This window comes from Streptomyces sp. NPDC090083, from assembly GCF_044747445.1.
In the GTDB taxonomy this organism is placed as follows: domain Bacteria; phylum Actinomycetota; class Actinomycetes; order Streptomycetales; family Streptomycetaceae; genus Streptomyces.
The window spans coordinates 55,363-75,224 of the sequence record NZ_JBIVED010000004.1; the positions used below are offsets into that span (position 1 = coordinate 55,363).

Consider the following 19,862-nt stretch of genomic DNA (forward strand, 5'->3'; position numbering starts at 1 on the left):
TCAGGTCTGGTCGGGGTCGCCTTGCAGGAAGGCGAGCAGTTCGTCGTCGGAGACCTCGTCCTCGGGCGCGGCCTGCGTCGGCTGTCCGCCGGCGGCGTCCAGTCGGGCCAGCAGGCCGTTGAGCCTGCCGCGCAGCCGCTCCTGCACGCCCGCGTCCAGTTCCGTGATCGTGAACTGGGCTTCCAGCGCGTCGAGTTGATCGAGGACCGGCGAGGTGGCCGACGGTGTTCCGGGGTCGATGCGTTCCAGGAGGTGCGCGGCGAGGCGCTCCGGGGTGGGGTAGTCGAACATGAGGGTCGCGGGCAGCCGTACTCCGGCGAGGGCGCCGATCCGGTTGCGCAGTTCGACCGCGGTCAGCGAGTTGAACCCGCTGTCCAGGAACCCTCCTTCAGGGTCGAGGGAGTCCGGGCTGTCGAGCCCGATGACCAGGGCGGCCTGGGCGAGTACGGCGTCCAGGACCGCGGTGTGCCGTTCGCCGGACGGGAGTTGGGCGAGGCGGGCGGGCAGCTCGCTTCCGGCGGGTGCCGTCGGCGCGGTGTCCACGGGGGCGGCAGGGCGTCGGGTGCGGGCCGGGACGAGGCCGGCGGCCATGTCGGGCACCGATCCGTCCGAGGCACGCAGCGCCGCCGGGTCGAGGTCGGCGGGCGCGTAGTACGGCTCCGGGGAGCGCAGCGCCAGATCGAGCAGGGCGAGCGCGTCGTCGGTCGCCATGGGACGGACTCCGCTGCGGGCGATACGGCGCAGGTCTGCCTCACCCAACTTGCCTGTCATGCCGCTGCGTTGGGCCCACAGCCCCCAGGCGAGGGACTGTACGCGGCGCCCGTCGGCGGTACGGCGGGCGGCGAAGGCGTCGAGGAAGGCGTTGGCGGCCGAGTAGTTGGCCTGTCCGACGCCGCCGAGGGTGCCGGCGATGGAGGAGAACAGGACGAGCGTGGCGCCGTTGTCGCGGGTGAGTTCCTCCAGCAGGACGGTGGCGTCGGCCTTGGTGCGCAGCACCGTGTCGACGCGTTCGGGGGTCAGTGACTGCACGATGCCGTCGTCGAGGACACCCGCGGTGTGGAAGACGGCGGACAGCGGGCGGTCGGCGGGGATGTCACCGAGCAGGGCGGTGAGTCCGTCGCGGTCGGCGACATCGCAGGCCGCGACGGTGATCCGGGCCCCGAGGGCGGCGAGTTCGTCGCGGAGTTCCGCCATGCCCTCGGCCGCCGCGCCCCGGCGTCCGGCCAGCACCAGCGAGCGGACTCCGTGGGCGGTGACCAAGTGGCGGGAGATCTCCCGGCCCAGGACGCCGCCGGCTCCGGTGACCAGCACGGTGCCGTCCGCGGGGATGCCGTCGGAGGCTTCGGCGGGCCCGCTCACCGGGGTGAGCCGGGGGGCGAGCGCGGTGCCGTCGCGCAGGGCGATCTCGCTCTCGCCGAGGGCCAGTACGGCCGGCAGCCGCGCCAGGGAGGCGGCGCTGCCGTCGTGGTCGACGAGCGCGAACCGGCCCGGGTTCTCGGCGCGGGCCGCGCGGATCAGGCCCCAGACGGCGGCCTGTGCGGGGTCCGTGCGCGGCGCGTCCTCGGGGCCGGTGGTGACGGCGTGCCGGGTAAGCACCACCAGCCGGGAGCCCGCCAGGCCGTCCTGGGCGAGCCAGTCGGTGACCAGGGCGAGGGCGTGACGGGTGGTGTGCCGGGTTGCCGCGGTGAGGTCGGCGTCCGGGTCGGTGGTGGGCACGGCGGCCAGGACCGTCGCCGGTACGGCTGCCCCGGCCGTGGCCGTGTGCAGCGCGGTGGCGTCCGTGTGGCGGACGGCGCTCGCGAGTGCCTCGGTGGCGGGCGGGTTCACCTCGCCGACGAGGTGGAGTGTGTCCGCGGGCGGGGTGCCGAGCCCGAGCGGCGTCCAGCGGACGCGGTGGAGTGCTCCCCGGCCGGGGGCGGAGGGGAGGGTGTTGGTGTCCACGGGGCGCAGGGCGAGCGCGTCGATGTCGGCGACCGGCTGTCCGGCGCCGTCGAGCAGGCTCACCCGGTAGGTGTGCTCGCCGGCCGGGGTGAGGCGCACCCGCAGGGCGGTGGCGCCTGCGGAGTGCGGGGTGACGTCGGAGAAGGTGAACGGCAGGACGGTGCCGGCGCCTTCGGCCGCGGCGAGTGCCACCGTGTGCAGTGCCGCGTCGAGCAGGGCGGGGTGCACGCGGAAGCGGTCGGTGCCCTGGAGGTGCTCGCCGTCCTCGGGGGCGATCTCCGCGTACACGTCGTCACCGTCGCGCCAGGCCGCGCGCAGCCCGCGGAAGGCGGGGCCGTAGGCGAATCCGGCGGCGGCGATGCGTTCGTACAGGTCGCTCACCTCCAGCGGAACGGCGCCCGGGGGCGGCCAGGAAGCGGACGGCGGCACGGGAGCGGTGGCCGCGGGCGTGTCGCTGAGCGTGCCGTCGGCGTGCCGGGTCCAGGTGTCCCCGGTGCCGGGACGGGAGTGCACCGCGAGGGTGCGGTCTCCGTTGCCGTCGGGAGTGCCGACGGACACCTGGATGCGGACGCTGCCGTGTTCGGGGAGCACCAGCGGTGTCTGGAGGGTCAGGTCGCCGATCCGGACGGCGCCGACGTGGGCGCATGCCTCCATGGCGAGGTCGAGGAAGGCGGTACCGGGGAAGAGGATCCGGCCCTCCAGCGCGTGGTCGGCGAGCCAGGGCCTGTCGTCCACGGAGACGGTTCCCGTCAGCACGACGCCGGAGCCGTCGGCGAGGGGTACGGCCGCGGTGAGCAGGTGGTGGCGTACCGGGTCCAGATCGGTGCGGGTGCTGTCGGAGCCGGTCGCCTCCAGCCAGTAGCTGCGCCGTTGGAAGGCGTAGGTGGGCAGATCGGTGCGGCCGGCTCCGGTGGCGGCGAACCAGGCGGCCCAGTCCACCCGGTGGCCGTGGCTGTGCAGCCGGGTGAGGGCCGAGGTGAGCGATCCGTCCTCTTCCTCGTCGCGTCGCAGCGTGGCCACGAGGGTGGCGTCGCCGTCGACGCAGTCCCCGGCGAGCGCGGTGAGGACACCGCCGGGACCGATCTCGACGTAGGTGGTGACGCCTTGTTCCTCCAGGGTGCGGATCCCGTCGCGGAAGCGGACCGGCTCACGCACCTGGCGTACCCAGTAGGCGCCGTCGAGGGGTTCGTCGCTGGTGACGGCGCGTCCGGTGACCGTGGAGACCATGGGCAGGGCGGGTCCGGAGTGGCCCATGAGCGCGGTGTGCGCGGCGAACTCGTCGAGCATGCCGTCCATGTGGTGCGAGTGGAAGGCGTGGCCGACGTTGAGGCGGTGGGTCTTGCGGCCCTGGGCGGCGAGACCGGCCGCCACCGCGGTGACGGCTTCCTCGTCGCCGGACAGGACGGTCCCGAGCGGGCCGTTGAACGCCGCGACGGTCACCCGGCCCTCGTGGGCCGAGACGAGTGGCGCCACCTCGTCGGCACCGGCCTGCACGGAGATCATGACGCCGCCCGTGGGCAGGTTCTCCATGAGTTTCCCGCGTACGGCGACGAGTCGGCAGGCGTCCTCCAGCGAGAGGACTCCAGCGACATGGGCCGCGGCGATCTCGCCGACGGAGTGGCCGAGCAGCACGTCGGGCCGTACGCCCAGGCTCTCCAGCAGCCGGTACAGGGCGACTTGGACAGCGAAGAGTGCGGCCTGCGTGTAGGCGGTGCGGTCCAGGTGGGCCGCCTCGGGGGTGTCCTTCTCGGCGAACAGGACGTCGCGCAGGGGCAGTTCGAGGTCGGCGTCGAGATGGGCGCAGACATCGTCGAGGGCGTCGGCGAAGACGTCGTAGCGGCTGTAGAGGGCGCGGCCGGTGGCGGCCTGCTGGCTGCCCTGGCCGGAGAACAGGAAGGCGACCCTGCCGCCGCGCGCCCGGTCGGTGGTCAGCAGCGGGTGCTCCCGGCCCTCCGCGAGCGCGGTGAGTGCCTCGGTGAGGACGGCGGTGTCGTCGGTGGTGACGGCGGCCCTGTCCCCGTGGTGGGAGCGGGTGGTGGCCAGGGAGAGGGCCAGGTCCGCCGGGGCCGTGTCCGGGCGGGCGGCGATGTGGTCGAGGAGCCGTCGGGCCTGGGCGCGCAGCGCGCCGGTGCCCCGGGCGGACAGCAGCCACGGCAGGGCGCGGGAACCGTTCTCGGCCGGCTGGGAGTCCGGTGTCGCGGGCAGGTCCGGCTCCTGGAGGATGACGTGCGCGTTGGTGCCGGAGACGCCGAAGGAGGAGACGCCGGCCCGGCGCGGGGCGTCACCGGGCGCCCAGTCGCGCTCTTCGTGCAGCAGGCGTACGGCTCCGGACGACCAGTCGACGTGCGGGGACGGACGATCGGCGTGCAGCGTGCGCGGCAGGACGCGGTGCCGCATCGCCATCACCATCTTGATGATGCCCGCGACACCGGACGCGGCCTGCGTGTGACCGATGTTGGACTTCAGCGCGCCGAGCCACAGCGGCCGTTCGGCCGGCCGCTCCTGGCCGTAGACGGCCATCAGGGCCTGCGCCTCGATGGGGTCGCCGAGGGTGGTGCCGGTGCCGTGCGCCTCCACCGCGTCGACATCGGCCGGAGAGAGTCCGGCGGAGGCCAGCGCCTGCCGGATGACCCGCTGCTGGGCTGGACCGCTGGGCGCGGTGAGGCCGTTGGAGGCGCCGTCCTGGTTGACGGCCGTACCGGCGACGGAGGCGAGCACGGGGTGCCCGAGGCGGCGGGCGTCGGACAGCCGCTCCAGCAGGAGCAGACCGACGCCCTCGGCCCAGCCGGCGCCGTCCGCGTCGGCGGAGAACGGCTTGCAGCGTCCGTCCGGGGACAGGGCGCGCTGCCGGCTGAACTCGACGAAGGTGTCCGGGGTGGAGATCACGGTGACACCGCCGGCCAGGGCGAGTTCGCACTCCCCTGACCGGAGCGCCTGTACGGCGAGGTGCAGGGCGACCAGGGAGGAGGAGCAGGCGGTGTCGACGGTGACCGCGGGCCCCTCCAGGCCGAAGGTGTAGGCGATGCGGCCCGAGGCGACACTGCCGGCGCTGCCGGTGGCGAGGTAACCCTCCAGTTCCTCCGGTGCCGTGCGGGCGCGGCTGCCGTAGTCGTTGTAGTTCGATCCGACGAACACGCCGGCCCGGGCGCCGCGGACACTGTCCGGGTCGATCCCGGCGCGTTCGAACGCCTCCCATGACGTTTCGAGGAGCAGCCGGTGCTGCGGGTCGATGGCGACGGCCTCGCGGGGCGCGATCCCGAAGAAGGCGGGATCGAAGCGGTCGGCGTCGTGCAGGAAGCCGCCGTGCCGGGCGTACGAGTGCCCGATGCGGTCGGGGTCGGGGTCGTAGAGGTTCTCGACGTCCCAGCCCCGGTCGGCGGGGAACGGCGTGATCGCGTCGGTGCCGTCCGCGACCAGCTGCCACAACTCCTCCGGCGAGGTCACTCCGCCCGGGAAGCGGCAGCTCATGCCCACGATGACGATCGGGTCGTCGTCCACGGCGGCCGTCGGCAGCGCGGCTACGGAGTCGGCACCCGCGTCGGTACCGAACAACTCCGCGTCCAGGTAGGCGGCGAGAGCGCCGGCGGAGGGGTGGTCGAACGCGAGCGTGACCGGCAGCCGCAGCCCGGTGGCCTCCGCGAACCTGTTGCGCAGTTCTACGGCGGTCAGCGAGTCGAAGCCCACGTCACGGAAGGCACGCCCGTCCGGAACGGCCTCGGGATCCGAGTGACCGAGCACCGCGGAGGCCTGCGCGCGGATCTCGGCGACCAGTGCGGCACGGCGCTCCGCCGGGGCCAGACCCGCGAGCCGCTTGACGAGCGGCGGGCCGTCGACGGAGTCGGCCTCCTTCTCCACGGGCTTCCGGGCGAGCGCCGCCTGGGCCTCCGGGAACTCCCGCAGCGCGGCGAACGCCCGCGCGGTGATCATCCTCCAGTCGACATCGGCGACGATCAGGAACTCCTCGTCCTGTTCGAGCGCCTTCTGCAGGGAGGCGATGGCCAGTTCGGGGTCCATCGGGGGTACTCCGTCCCGGCGGAGCCGCTCCGCGACCTCCTCCCCGACCATGCCTCCGCCGGCCCAGGTTCCCCAGCCGATGGACGTGGCGGGCAACCCCTCTGCCCTGCGGCGCGCGGCCAGGGCGTCGAGGAAGGCGTTGGCCGCGGCGTAACTCCCCTGTCCGGGGCCGCCGAGGGTGCCCGCCATGGAGGAGAACAGGACGAACGCGTCGAGGTCGAGGTGCCGGGTCGCGGCGTCGAGAGCGAGTGCGGCGTCGGCCTTGGGCCGCAGGACGCCGTGGGCACGCTGCGGGGTGAGGGTGTCGATGAGCCCGTCGTCGATGACGCCCGCGGTGTGCACCACCGCCGAGAGAGTGCCGCCTCCGGGCAGGTCGTCGACGAGCCGCCGGACCGCCTCGGCGTCGGCGACATCGCAGGCGACGACGGTCGCCGTGCTGCCCAACTCCGCCAGTTCGGCGACGAGTTCGACGGCATCCGGCACGTCCGGGCCGCGTCGCGAGGCCAGCACCAGATGCTCGGCGCCACCGCGGGCGAGCCAGCGGGACACGTGCCGACCGAGGCCGCCGGTGCCGCCGGTGACCAGGACGGTGCCCGACGGACGCCACCTCCCTTCGGGCCGCGGTCCGTCGCCGGCCCGGACCAGCCGCCGGGCGAAGAGCCCGGAGGCCCGCACCGCCAAGTGGTCCTCCTCCAGCGTCCCGGTCAGCGCACCGACCAGCCTGCGCGCCGACCGGGCGTCGAGCGCGGCGGGCAGGTCGACGAGACCGCCCCAGCGCTGCGGGTATTCCAGGGCGGCGATCCGGCCGAGACCCCAACTCATCGCCTGCAACGGACTGTTGAGACGGTCACCCCGGTGCACGGAGACCGCGCCGCGGGTCGCGCACCACACCGGGGCGTCGAGCCGGACGTCACCGAGCGCCTGGAGCAGGCTCGCGGTCAGCACCAGGCCGGTGGGCTGCACGCCCTCCTCCGACCACGGGGACTCGTCCAGCGCGAGCAGCGACAGCACGCCACCGATCTCGGCGCCGTCGATCCGCTCGCGGAGGAGTTCGGCCATACGGTCGCGTTCCGCGGCCCGACCGTCGACGACGAGGACGCGGACGTCGGCGGACCGCTCACCGACAGCGGCCGACACCTCCCGCACCAGGGACTCGTTCTCGTGCCCGGCCGGCACGACCACCAACCAGGTGCCCGCGAGCTCCTGGTCGCGCGAGGGCTGATCGCTGCGGGGGCGCCAGGCGATCCGGTAGCGCCAGCCGTCGAGGGTCGAGTGGTTGAGCCGGTCGCGCCGCCACGAGGACAGCGCGGGCACCACCTCGGCGAGCGAACGCACGTCCTCAAGCCCCAGGCTGTCGGCCAGGGAATCCAGGTCATGACTCTCGACGCTGTTCCAGAACCCCTCGTCAAGAAGACCGCCACCGAACCCGTCACCGCCGGACACAACCGGCGCGGCTGCCGGCTCCAGCCAGTAGTGACTGCGCTGGAAGGCGTACGTCGGCAACTCGACCCGAGTCGGCGACAGTCCCTCGAACACCGGCGACCAATCCACCGAGACACCATGTGCCCAGGCCTCACCGAGGGAGAGGTAGAACCGCTCCAGACCACCTTCACCCCGGCGCAGCGAGCCGACGACAGGGGCTTCCGCACCGGCCGCCTCGACCGTCTCCGCCACCGGGACGGTCAGCACCGGATGCGGGCTCATCTCCAGGAACGCGCCATGCCCGGCTTCGACCAACGCGGCCACGGCAGGCTGAAGTTGGACCGTCTGGCGCAGGTTGCGATACCAGTAACCGGCGTCCGTCTCCGCACCGCCGATCCACTTGCCTGTCACGGTCGAGAAGAACGGGACCGAGGGCTCCAGAGCCGTGACGGGAGCCAGCACGTCCGCCAACTCCTCCTCGATCGCCTCGACATGAGCGGAGTGCGAGGCGTAGTCCACCTCGATCCGCCGTGCCCTGATGCCCGACTCCCCGGCATACGCGACCAGTTCATCCAGGGCATCGGCGTCACCGGAAACAACGGTCGACGTCGGACCGTTGACCGCGGCCACCGACACACGACCCGCCCAGCGTTCCACCAACTCGGCAGTGCCTTCAGCACGCAGGGCCACGGACACCATGCCGCCACGGCCCGCGAGTGCCACGATCGCCCGCGACCGCAACACCACAACCCGCGCACCATCACGCAAACTCAACGCACCCGCCACCACCGCAGCAGCGATCTCACCCTGCGAATGACCCACCACGGCGGCGGGCTTCACGCCGAAGGACTCCCACAAGGCTGCAAGCGACACCATCACCGCCCACAGCACCGGCTGGACCACATCCACCCGGTCGAACCCCGGCGCACCCTCCACCCCGCGCACGACGTCCAGGAGAGACCAGTCCGCGAACTCACCCAACGCAGCAGCACACTCAGCGAACCGCGCGGCGAACACCGGCGAGGAATCCAGAAGCTCCACCGCCATCCCCACCCACTGCGCACCCTGACCCGGAAACACGAACACCGGGTCGACGGTGTCGCCGATGCGGTGGGCCGTTCCGCGTGCGAGCCGTGTGTCGGAAGTACTGGTGGCGAGGCCGCGCAGTGAGTCGACGAGACTGTCGCGGTCGGCGCCGACGACGAGGGCGCGCTCCTCAAGGGCCGCGCGGCCGGTCAGCAGGGAGTGGGCGATGTCGACGGGATCGCCGGTCGCGTTCTCCAGGTGGTCGAGGAGTTGCTCGGCCTGGGCCCGCAGCGCCTTGGCCGAACGGGCGGACAGGAGCCACGGTACGACCGTGTCGGCACGGTCGGCTGTCGAGTCCCGCGGAGGGAGCGGCTCGGGTTCTTCGAGGATGATGTGCGCGTTGGTGCCGCTGACTCCGAAGGAGGAGACGCCGGCGCGGCGGGGACGGTCGTCGCGTTCCCAGGGCCGCGTCTCGGTGAGGATCTCGACCTGTCCCGTGGACCAGTCGACGATCGGGGAGAGCTGCTCGGTGTGCAGGGACTTCGGCAGGGTGCCGTGCCGCATGGCCTGCACCATCTTGATGATCCCGGCCATACCCGAAGCAGCCTGCGTGTGACCGATGTTGGACTTCACGGAACCCAGCCACAACGGCCGTTCCTCGTCCCGCCCCTGACCGTACGTGGCAAGCAGCGCCTGCGCCTCGATCGGGTCACCCAGCTTGGTTCCCGTACCGTGCGCCTCCACCACATCGACGTCGGCCACCGACAACCCGGCATCGGCCAACGCCGCCCGGATCACCCGCTGTTGTGACAGCCCGTTCGGCGCGGTCAGACCGTTCGACGCACCGTCCTGATTGATCGCCGAACCACGCACCACCGCCAACACCTGATGCCCCCGCGCCACAGCATCCGAAAGACGCTCCAGCAGCACGACACCCACACCCTCGGCCATGCCCATGCCGTCGGCCTCCGCGCCGAAGGCCTTGCAGCGGCCGTCGACGGCGAGACCGCGCTGGCGGCTGAAGCCGACCAGGCCGATGGGCTCGCCCATGACGGCCGCACCGCCGGTCAGTGCGAGGGAGCACTCGCCCGACCGTAGGGAACGCATGGCCAGGTGCATGGCGACAAGTGCGGAGGAGCAGCCGGTGTCCATGGTCACGGCCGGTCCCTCCAGGCCGAGCGTGTAGGAGATACGGCCGGAGGCGATGCTGGTCACGGTGCCGGTGATGAGGTGGCCTTCGAGTCCCTCAGGCACCTCCCCGCTCGCTCCATACCCCTGGTGGGAGACTCCGACGAAGACGCCGGTGTCGCTGCCGCGCAGGCTGTCGGGGGCGATGCCGGCCCGCTCCAGGGTCTCCCAGGTGGTCTCCAGGAGCAGCCGCTGCTGCGGGTCCATCGCGGTCGCCTCACGCGGCGAGATCCCGAAGAAGGAAGCGTCGAACTCCCCCGCGTCGTGCAGGAATCCGCCGTCTCGGGCGTAGGTGGTTCCCGCCCGGTCCGGATCGGGGTCGTACAGGTTGTCCACGTCCCAGCCGCGGTCGGCGGGCAGCGCCGATATCGCGTCGGTCTCGTCGAGCACGAGCCGCCAGAAGTCGTCGGGCGAGTGGACTCCACCAGGGAAGCGGCAGCCCATGGAGACGATGGCGATCGGCTCGTCCTCGTGGGTCACGCGGGCTGCCGCCGGAACGGCCGGAAGAGCGGAGGGCCGGTCCTCGGCGGTGTCGTCGACGAGGTGGCCGCGCAGATGACGCACGAGGTCGCGGACGTTGGGGTGGTCGAAGACGATGGTGGCGGGCAGCGCGAGCCCGGTCGCCTTGTTGAGGCGGTTGCGCAGTTCGACGGCGGTCAGCGAGTCGAAGCCGAGCTCGCGGAACGCACGGGTGGCGGCGACATCGGTGCCGTCGGCATAGCCGAGGACGGCGGCGACCTGGGTGCGCACGACGTCGGTCAGGGCGCGGTCGCGTTCGGCGGCGTTGAGGCCGGCGAGTTCCGCGCGCAGTCCGCCGGCTCGCTCGGCGGACTGGTCGAGGACCGCCTCGTCCGCCCGCATCGCCTCGGCGACCTCGGGGACCTCGTGCAGCAGCGGCCGGGGGTGCGCGGCGGTGAAGACCGGAACGAACCGCTCCCAGTCGATGTCGGCGACGGCGAGGAAGGACTCGTCGTGGTCGAGTGCCTGCTCAAGACCCGCGACGGCCAGGTCGGCGTCCATGAACGGGATGCCACGCCAGCGCAGTTGTTCCCGTACGACGTTGACGGCCATGCCGCCGCCTTCCGGGCTCCAGATGCCCCATGCCAGGGACAGACCGGTCAGCCCGCGGGCCCTGCGGTGGTCGGCGAGGGCGTCGACGTACGCGTTCGAGGCGGAGTAGGCGCCGTGGTCGCCGCTGCCCCAGGTACCGGCCACGGAGGAGTACAGGACGAAGGCGTCCAGCCGGTCGTGGTCGAAGAGCTCATCGAGGTTGAGGGCACCGAGCAGCTTGGCGCGGGCGCCCTCGGCGAAGAAGTCGAGGTCGGTGTCGGCGAGGGGGGCGAGCATGCCGACGCCGGCGGTGTGCACGACGGTACGGATCGCGGGGCCTTCGGCCTCGACCTCTTCGACGAGTCGGCGCAGCGCGTCACGGTCGGCAACGTCGCAGGCGGCGATGGTCACCCGGCAGCCCAGCCCGGTCAGTTCCGCGCGCAGTTCCTCCGCGCCGGGTGCCTCGGCACCGTGGCGACTGGTCAGCACGAGGTGCTCGGCGCCCTTGCGGGCGAGCAGCCGGGCGGTGTGAGCGCCCAGCCCGCCGGTCCCTCCGGTGATCAGTGCGGCGCCGCTGGTGCTCCACGGACGGGAGGCACGGCGACCGGCGAGAGGCGTACGGATGAGCCGCCGGACGTAGGCGCTGTCTCCGCGCAGAGCGACCTGATCCTCCTCACCCTCGGACGCGAGTACTGCGACCAGCGCGCGTGCGAGGTCGGGGTCGGACACCGAGGAGAGATCGACGAGCCCGCCCCAGCGGCGCGGCTGCTCCAGGGCGACGACGCGTCCGAGTCCCCACAGAGCGCCCTGCACCGGGTGGTTCACGAGGTCGCCGTCTGTGCCGGTGGTGACGGCACCGTTGGTCAGGAACCACGTCCTGGCCTCGACACCGGCGTCCAGCAGGCCCTGCACCAGGAGCAGCGAGGAGACCATGCCCACGGTGGCGCCCGGGTGGGACTCGGCCAGGCGCTCGTCAAGGGCCAGCAGGGACACGACTCCCCGCACGGAGGAAGCGGGGTCGGCGCCTGCAACGGCCTCGGTGAGCCGGGCGGCGATCTGTTCGCGGTCCAGGTCGTCGGCGGCCATGGCGAAGGTGACGGTGGTCGCGCCCGCCCGGCTCAGGATGTCGGTGACGCCCTCGACCAGCGGTGACAGCGCATGCTCTTCGGGTACGACGAGCAGCCAGGTGCCTTCGAGCGTGGCATCGTCGGGAAGGTGATGCGGGCGCCACACGACCCGGTACCGCCAGTTGTCCAGCCGGGCCCGGCCCTGCCGACCGCGGTGCCAGGAAGAGAGCGCCGGGATGAGCTCGCCGAGGCCGTCGGTGGCGTCCAGCCCGAGCGTCCGCGCGAGTTCCTCCGCGTCGCCTTCTTCGACCGTCCGCCAGAACCGCTCCTCGGCCGGGTCGGCGACAGCGTGAGCCTTGGGCATCTCCAGCCAGTAACGACTGCGCTGGAAGGCATACGTCGGCAACTCGACCCGACGCGGCGACAACCCGTCGAACACCGGCGCCCAGTCCACAGCGACACCACGCGTCCAGGCCTCACCGAGGGAGAGGTAGAACCGCTCCAGACCACCCTCGCCACGGCGCAGCGAGCCGACGACAGGGGCCTCCGCACCAGCCGCCTCGACGGTCTCCGCCACCGGGACGGTCAGCACCGGGTGCGGACTCATCTCCAGGAACGCACCATGCCCCTCCGCGAGCAACGCGGCTACGGCGGGCTGGAGTTGAACGGTCTGACGCAGGTTGCGATACCAGTAGCCCGCATCCGTATCCGGGCCGTCGATCCACTCGCCCGTCACCGTCGAGAAGAACGGAACCGAGGGCTCAAGGGCCGTGACGGGAGCCAGCACGTCCGCCAACTCACCCTCGATCAACTCGACATGAGCTGAATGCGAGGCGTAGTCCACCTCGATCCGTCGCGCTCGAACGCCCGACTCCCCGGCATAGGCGACGAGTTCATCCAGGGCATCGGCGTCACCGGAAACAACCGTCGATGTCGGGCCGTTGACGGCAGCCACCGAGACCCGACCCGCCCAGCGATCCACCAACCCGGCAGTGCCTTCAGCACTCAGGGCCACGGACACCATCCCGCCACGGCCGGCCAGCGCCACGATCGCCCGCGACCGCAACACCACCACCCGCGCACCATCACGCAGACTCAACGCACCCGCCACCACCGCGGCAGCAATCTCACCCTGCGAATGACCCACCACAGCAGCGGGCTTCACGCCAAAGGACTCCCACAAGGCAGCGAGCGACACCATCACCGCCCACAGCACCGGCTGCACCACATCCACCCGGTCAAACCCCGGCGCACCCTCCACCCCACGCACCACGTCCAGGAGAGACCAGTCCGCGAACTCACCCAACGCAGCAGCACACTCAGCGAACCGCGCAGCGAACACCGGCGAAGAATCCAGCAGCTCCACCGCCATCCCCACCCACTGCGCACCCTGACCCGGAAACACGAACACCGGGTCGAGGCTCGTGCCGGGGTTGTCAGTGAGGCCGCGGGCTGTGGTCGTGGGCTGCTGGCCGGCGGCGAGAGCGCGCAGGCCGTTCACCAGGTCCGTGCGGTCCGCGCCGATGACGGCGGCGCGCTCTTCAAGGGCGGCGCGGCCAGTCGTGAGCATGTGGGCGACGTCCGCGGCGGACAGATCGGCGGACTCGACGCGGTCCAGGAGGCGTTGGGCCTGCTCCTTCAGCGCAGCTTCCGAGCGGGCCGACAGCAGCCAGGGCAGAACGGCTTCGGCCGACGCCGTCTCTGTCCCTGCCTTTGTCCCTGTCCCGGTCCCGGTCCCTGTTTCGGCAGAGGCTTCCTCAACGGCTTCAAGGGTCGGCGCCTCTTCGAGGAGGACGTGAGCGTTGGTGCCGCTGCCGCCGAAGGAGGAGACGCCCGCGCGGCGGGGCCGTCCCGTCTCGGGCCAGTCGACGGCGTCGGTGAGAAGGCGCAGGGTGCCGGAGGACCAGTCGACGTGCGGGGTGAGTTCTTCGCCGTGGAGGGACTTGGGGGCGACGCCATGCCGCAGCGACTCGACCATCTTGATGATGCCCGCGACACCTGAAGCGGCCTGTGTGTGGCCGATGTTGGACTTGAGAGAGCCGATCAGCAGCGGGTTCTCGGCGTCCCGCTCGCGGCCGTAGGTGGCGAGGAGTGCCTGCGCCTCGATCGGGTCACCGAGCTTGGTACCGGTACCGTGCGCCTCCACCACATCGACGTCCGCGGCCGTGAGTCCGGCGTCGGCGAGCGCGGCACGGATCACCCGCTGCTGCGAGGGACCGTTCGGCGCGGTCAGACCGTTCGACGCACCGTCCTGGTTGATCGCCGAACCCCGCACGACCGCCAACACCTGATGTCCCTGCGCCACAGCATCCGACAGACGCTCCAGCAGCAGGACACCCACGCCCTCGCCCCAGCCGGTGCCGTCGGCACCGGCGGCGAAGGGCTTGCAGCGGCCGTCGACGGCCAGGCCGCGCTGACGGCTGAACTCGACGAAGTTGCGCATGCTGGCCATGACGGTGACACCGCCCGCGACGGCCATGGAGCACTCGCCGGAGCGCAGGGCCCGGATGGCCAGGTGCAGGGCGACCAGCGAGGAGGAGCACATGGTGTCGAGGCTTACGGCAGGTCCCTCGAAGCCGAAGCTGTAGGCGATGCGGCCCGACAGGACTGCGGCGGACCCGCCGGTCAGCAGGTGACCCTCGATGCCTTCGGGCGCGCTGGTGCCGTCGGGCGCGTAGGCCTGGTTGCTGGCGCCGACGAACACGCCGGTGGAACTGCCGCGCAGGGTCGTGGGGTCGATGCCGGCCCGCTCGAACGCCTCCCAGGTCGTTTCGAGGAGCAGCCGCTGCTGCGGGTCCATCGCGGTCGCCTCACGCGGCGAAATCTCGAAGAAGGGGGCGTCGAACTCGGCCGCGTCGTGCAGGAAGGAGCCCTGGCGGACATAGCTGGTGCCGATGCGCTCCGGATCGGGGTCGTACAGCGCCTCGATGTCCCAGCCGCGGTCGGTCGGCAGGTCGGAGACGGTGTCGACACCGTCCGCGACGATCCGCCACAGGTCTTCGGGGCCGCGCACGCCGCCGGGCATGTGGCAGGCGGTGGCCACGATGGCGATGGGCTCGCTCGCCCGTGTCTCCAGGTCGGTCAGCTTGCGGCGGGTCTGCCGCAGGTCCGTGGTGACACGCTTGAGGTAGTCCCGCAGCTTGTCCTCGGTGTTGTCCGTGTTGCCCATGCCAGTCAGCCCTTCGAGAATCGGGAAGTCGTGTCGGTGGGGTCCGCTCAGGAGATCCCGAGTTCCTTGTCGATCAGGTCGAACATGTCCTCGTCGGAGGCGCCGACCAGTTCCTCGTCGACGTCCGGGGAGCCCGATTCGTCCTGGGGTGTCGTCGCCCAGGAGTCGAGCAGGCCACGCAGGGCGTCGGCCAGTTCCTTCCTACCGATCGGATCGGCGGTGGCGCGGTAGGCCGTCTCGATCTCGCGCAGCCGGGGGTCCACGACGGGGTCGGCGTCGTCCGGGGGGAAGAGTTCCGCTCCCAGGTGGTCGGCGAGGGCGTTCGGCGTCGGATGGTCGAACACGAGCGTCGCGGAGAGCCTGGTGCCGAGCGCGGCGCCGAGACGGTTGCGCAGTTCCACGGCGGTCAGGGAGTCGAAACCCATGTCGCGGAAGGACCTGCCGGGTTTGACGCCGTCACCGGCCCCGGATCCGAGGACGGCTTCCACGTGCGTACGGACGAGTTCGGCCAGCCTGCGCCTGCGTTTGGCCGCGGACAGCGCGCCCAGTTCGCCGCGCAGCCCGTCGGCCGCGGTCGTCGGAGCAGCCGCCCGCGCAGCCGTCTCCTCGGCCTCTCGCACGGCCAACAGGGCCTGGACGTCCGGGATGTGCTCGATGAGCGGCCGCTGTCCGTGGACCCAGTAGGCGGGGACGAACCTGTCCCAGCGGATGTCCGCCACGACGACAGCCGTCTCGTCGGCGGCCACCGACTCCCGCAGGGCGCGCGCGGCGAGCCGCGGCTCCATCGCGGGCACCCCGCGCCGGGACAGCTGCTCTCCCACTTCGGCGTCGACCATGCCGCCGCCGGCCCATGCGCCCCAGGCGATCGAGGTGGCGGGGAGTCCCGCGGCACGGCGTCGTTCGGCGAGCGCGTCGAGGTGGGCGTTGGCCGCCGCGTACGGTCCCTGGCCGCCGTTGCCCCACACTCCCGCGCCGGAGGAGAAGAGCACGAAGGCGTCCAACTCCCGTGATTCCAGCAGGTCGTGGAGGTTCTGGGCGCCGACGACCTTGGCGTGCATCAGGTCGACGGCCTCGTCGGTGTCCACCTCCGTGAGCGGTCGAGCCCGGTCGACGGCGCCCGCGGTGTGCACGACCGCCGTGAGCGGAGTCTCGGCGGGTACGACGTCCAACAGCGCGGTGAGCGCCTGCCGGTCGGCGACATCACAGGCGGAGATGGTCACCCGGGAGCCCAGCTCGATGAGTTCGCGCTCAAGCTCGGATGCGCCGGGCGCGCCGGGACCGCGGCGACTGACCAGCAGCAGGTGCTCCACACCCTCGCGGGCGAGGTCCCTGGCCACATGAGCGCCGAGTGCGCCGGTGCCGCCGGTGACGAGGACGGTGCCACGCGGCTTCCACGCGGGGACATCGCCGCCGCCGGCCAGCGGCGAGCGCACCATCCGCCGGACCCGCGCACCCACCGTCCCGGCACGGAGCGCGAACTCGGTCTCGCCGCCCGGCACTTCACCCGTCGCGAGCAGCGCGGGCAACTGCGCCAGCGGATCACTGTCACCGTCCGCGGGCAGGTCCACCAGCCCACCGGACCGCTCGGGATCATCCAGCGCGGCCACACGGAGCAGACCCCACACAGCGGCCTGACCGGTGCTCGGCACCTCCTCGGCGTCCACGGCGACGGCCCCGCGCGTCAGCGTCCACAGACCGGCACGGATCGCGGTGTCGGCGAGGGCCTGACTCAGCGCCATCGCACGGAGTACCTCGTTGGAGACACCCGGACCACGCGCGCCCGGCCGGTCGTCCAGCGCCAGCAACGACAGCACACCTACAGGCGCATCACCGGCGGCCACGGCGGCCTTCAGCAGTTCACCGAGAACCGCTCGCCCCGCCCGCTCGGGCACGACAACCGGTACGACCGTCCCGCCCGACTCCTCCACAACACGTCGCGTCCGCAAGGCGACCTCGCTCTCCGCGCTCCCCTCGGGCACGACGAGCAGCCAGGTGCCGTCGAGAGCAACGCTGTCCGAGGTGGCGTAGGGCTGCCACGTCACGCGGTACCGCCAGTTGTCGAGGACGCCTCGTTCACGGCGTGCGGTGCGCCAGGCGGCGAGGGCCGGCACGACGCTCTCCAACCCCGCCTCGACACCGAGCGTGTCCGCCAACCCCGCGAGATCACCCTCCTCAACTGTCCGCCAGAACCGCTCCTCCACCGGGTCGGCAACAGCGTGGGCCTTGGGCATCTCCAGCCAGTAGTGACTGCGCTGGAAGGCATACGTCGGCAACTCCACACGCCGCGGCGACAATCCCTCGAACACCGGCGCCCAATCCACCGACACACCACGCGTCCAGGCCTCACCGAGAGAGAGGTAGAACCGCCCCAGACCACCCTCACCCCGGCGCAGCGACCCAACCACCACCGCATCCACGCCCGCGTCTTCGACGGTCTCGGCGATCGGGACGGTCAGCACCGGATGCGGACTCATCTCCAGGAACGCACCATGTCCAGCCCCGACCAACGCGGCCACGGCGGGCTGAAGTTGGACCGTCTGGCGCAGGTTGCGATACCAGTAACCGGCATCCGTCTCCGCACCACCGATCCACTTACCTGTCACCGTCGAGAAGAACGGGACCGACGGCTCCAGAGCCGTAACAGGAGCCAGTACATCCGCCAACTCACCCTCAATCGACTCAACATGAGCGGAGTGCGAGGCGTAGTCCACCTCGATCCGTCGCGCTCGAATACCCGACTCCCCGGCATACGCGACGAGTTCATCCAGGGCATCGGCGTCACCGGACACCACGGTCGACGTCGGACCGTTGACGGCCGCCACCGAGACCCGACCCGCCCAGCGGTTCACCAACTCGGCAGTGCCTTCAGCACTCAGGGCCACGGACACCATGCCGCCACGGCCCGCGAGTGCCACGATCGCCCGTGACCGCAACACCACCACCCGCGCGCCATCGCGCAGACTCAACGCACCCGCCACCACAGCAGCAGCGATCTCACCCTGCGAATGACCCACCACAGCAGCAGGCTTCACACCGAACGACTCCCACAAGGCAGCGAGCGACACCATCACCGCCCACAGCACCGGCTGGACCACATCCACCCGGTCGAACCCCGGCGCACCCTCCACCCCCCGCACGACGTCCACGAGAGACCAGTCCGCGAACTCACCCAACGCAGCAGCACACTCAGCGAACCGCGCAGCAAACACCGGCGAAGAATCCAGCAGCTCCACCGCCATCCCCACCCACTGCGCACCCTGACCCGGAAACACAAACACCGGAGAAGAAGCCGCCGCCACCACCGCACCCGACGACACCGACGCACCCGCCACCATCACCGACCGGCACTCGAACACCGACCGCGACCGCCACAACGACCACGCCACGTCGACCGCATGGGCCGAAGTGGTCTCCAGGTGTGCGGTCAACTGCTGGACCTGGGCGGCCAGTGCCGCCTCAGTGCGCGCGGAGGTCAGGAGAGGTACGACGGCTCCGTCACGCTCCGGACTCCGTTCGGAGGGCGCTGAGTCATCGGCTTCGTGCTGCGGCGCTTCGAGGATGACGTGGGCGTTGGTACCGCTGATACCGAACGACGACACCGCCGCCCGACGCGGCCGGCCATCCGCCTCCCACTCACGCGCCTGCGCCAGCAACTCCACCGCACCCGCCGACCAATCAACCAGCGGAGAGGGCTGGTCGCCGCGGAGGGACCGTGGCAGGGTGCCGTGCCGCATGGCCTGCACCATCTTGATGATCCCGGCCATACCCGAAGCAGCCTGCGTGTGACCGATGTTGGACTTCACGGAACCCAGCCACAACGGCCGTTCCTCGTCCCGCCCCTGACCGTAGGTGGCAAGCAGCGCCTGCGCCTCGATCGGGTCACCCAGCTTGGTCCCCGTACCGTGCGCCTCCACCACATCGACCTCGGCGGCCGACAGACCGGCATCAGCGAGCGCGGCTCGGATCACCCGCTGCTGCGAAGGACCGTTCGGCGCCGTCAGACCATTCGACGCACCGTCCTGATTGATCGCCGAACCCCGCACCACCGCCAACACCTGATGCCCCCGCGCCACAGCATCCGACAGACGCTCCAACAGCAGAACACCCACACCCTCGGACAGGGCGAAGCCATCCGCGTCGGCGGCGAAGGGCTTGCAGCGGCCGTCGGGAGCGAGGGCGCGCTGACGGCTGAAGGCGACAAACGCGCCAGGTCCCGACATCACGGTGGCGGCGCCGGCCACTGCAAGCCGGCACTCGCCGGAGCGCAGGGCGCGCACTGCCAGATGGAGTGCGACCAGAGACGAGGAACACGCCGTGTCGACCGTGACCGCCGGACCCTCCAGACCCAGCGCGTAGGCGATACGCCCGGACGCGACACTGGCTGCCGCGCCGGTGGCCAGGTAGCCCTCGTTGTCTCCGGACGCGACGCGCAGCCGGGTGGCGTACTCCTGGTCGGTGAGGCCGATGTAGACGCCGGTCGAGCTGCCGCGCAGCGTCTTCGGGTCGATGCCCGCGCGTTCCAGGGTCTCCCAGGTGGTCTCCAGGAGCAGCCGCTGCTGCGGGTCCATCGCGGTCGCCTCACGCGGCGAGATCCCGAAGAAGGAAGCGTCGAACTCCCCTGCCCCGTCCAGGAATCCGCTTTCCAGTACGTAACTGGTGCCGAGGTGGTCGGGGTCGGCGTCGTAGAGGGCGTCGAGGTCCCAGCCGCGGTCGGCGGGCAGCGGGGTCATGGCGTCCACGCCGTCGGCGACGAGCCGCCACAGGTCCTCAGGGGCACGTACACCGCCCGGGAAGCGGCAGGCCATCGACACGATCGCGATGGCGTCGTCCTCGGAGCCGCCGGCCGTGCCCTCCACGCTCACGATGTCCGTGCTGGGGGACGCGTCCACGGCCCGTCCACCGAAGGCGAGTTCGTCGAGGTAGGCGGCGAGTGCGGAGATGCTGGGATGGTCGAAGACGACGGTGGTGGGGAGTTTCAGGCCCGT

General features: G+C 71.7%; 2 protein-coding genes (1 of these 2 running past the window's edge). Both read right to left on the bottom strand.

The window, feature by feature from the left end:
* Positions 1–14,928 carry a type I polyketide synthase gene (locus ACIPTO_RS15755; protein WP_401193611.1) on the bottom strand — a complete coding sequence of 4,976 codons (14,928 nt, stop codon included), beginning with the start codon at positions 14,926–14,928 and terminating at the stop codon, positions 1–3.
* A protein-coding gene (locus tag ACIPTO_RS15760; RefSeq protein WP_401192168.1) for a type I polyketide synthase crosses the window boundary here: on the bottom strand, positions 14,925–19,862 show its end. Its footprint extends 7,452 nt past the window's final position; the window shows 4,938 of its 12,390 coding nt (coding positions 7,453–12,390); the start codon falls outside the window, past its right edge; the stop codon is at positions 14,925–14,927. Before ACIPTO_RS15760 ends, ACIPTO_RS15755 begins: the two co-directional genes overlap by 4 nt.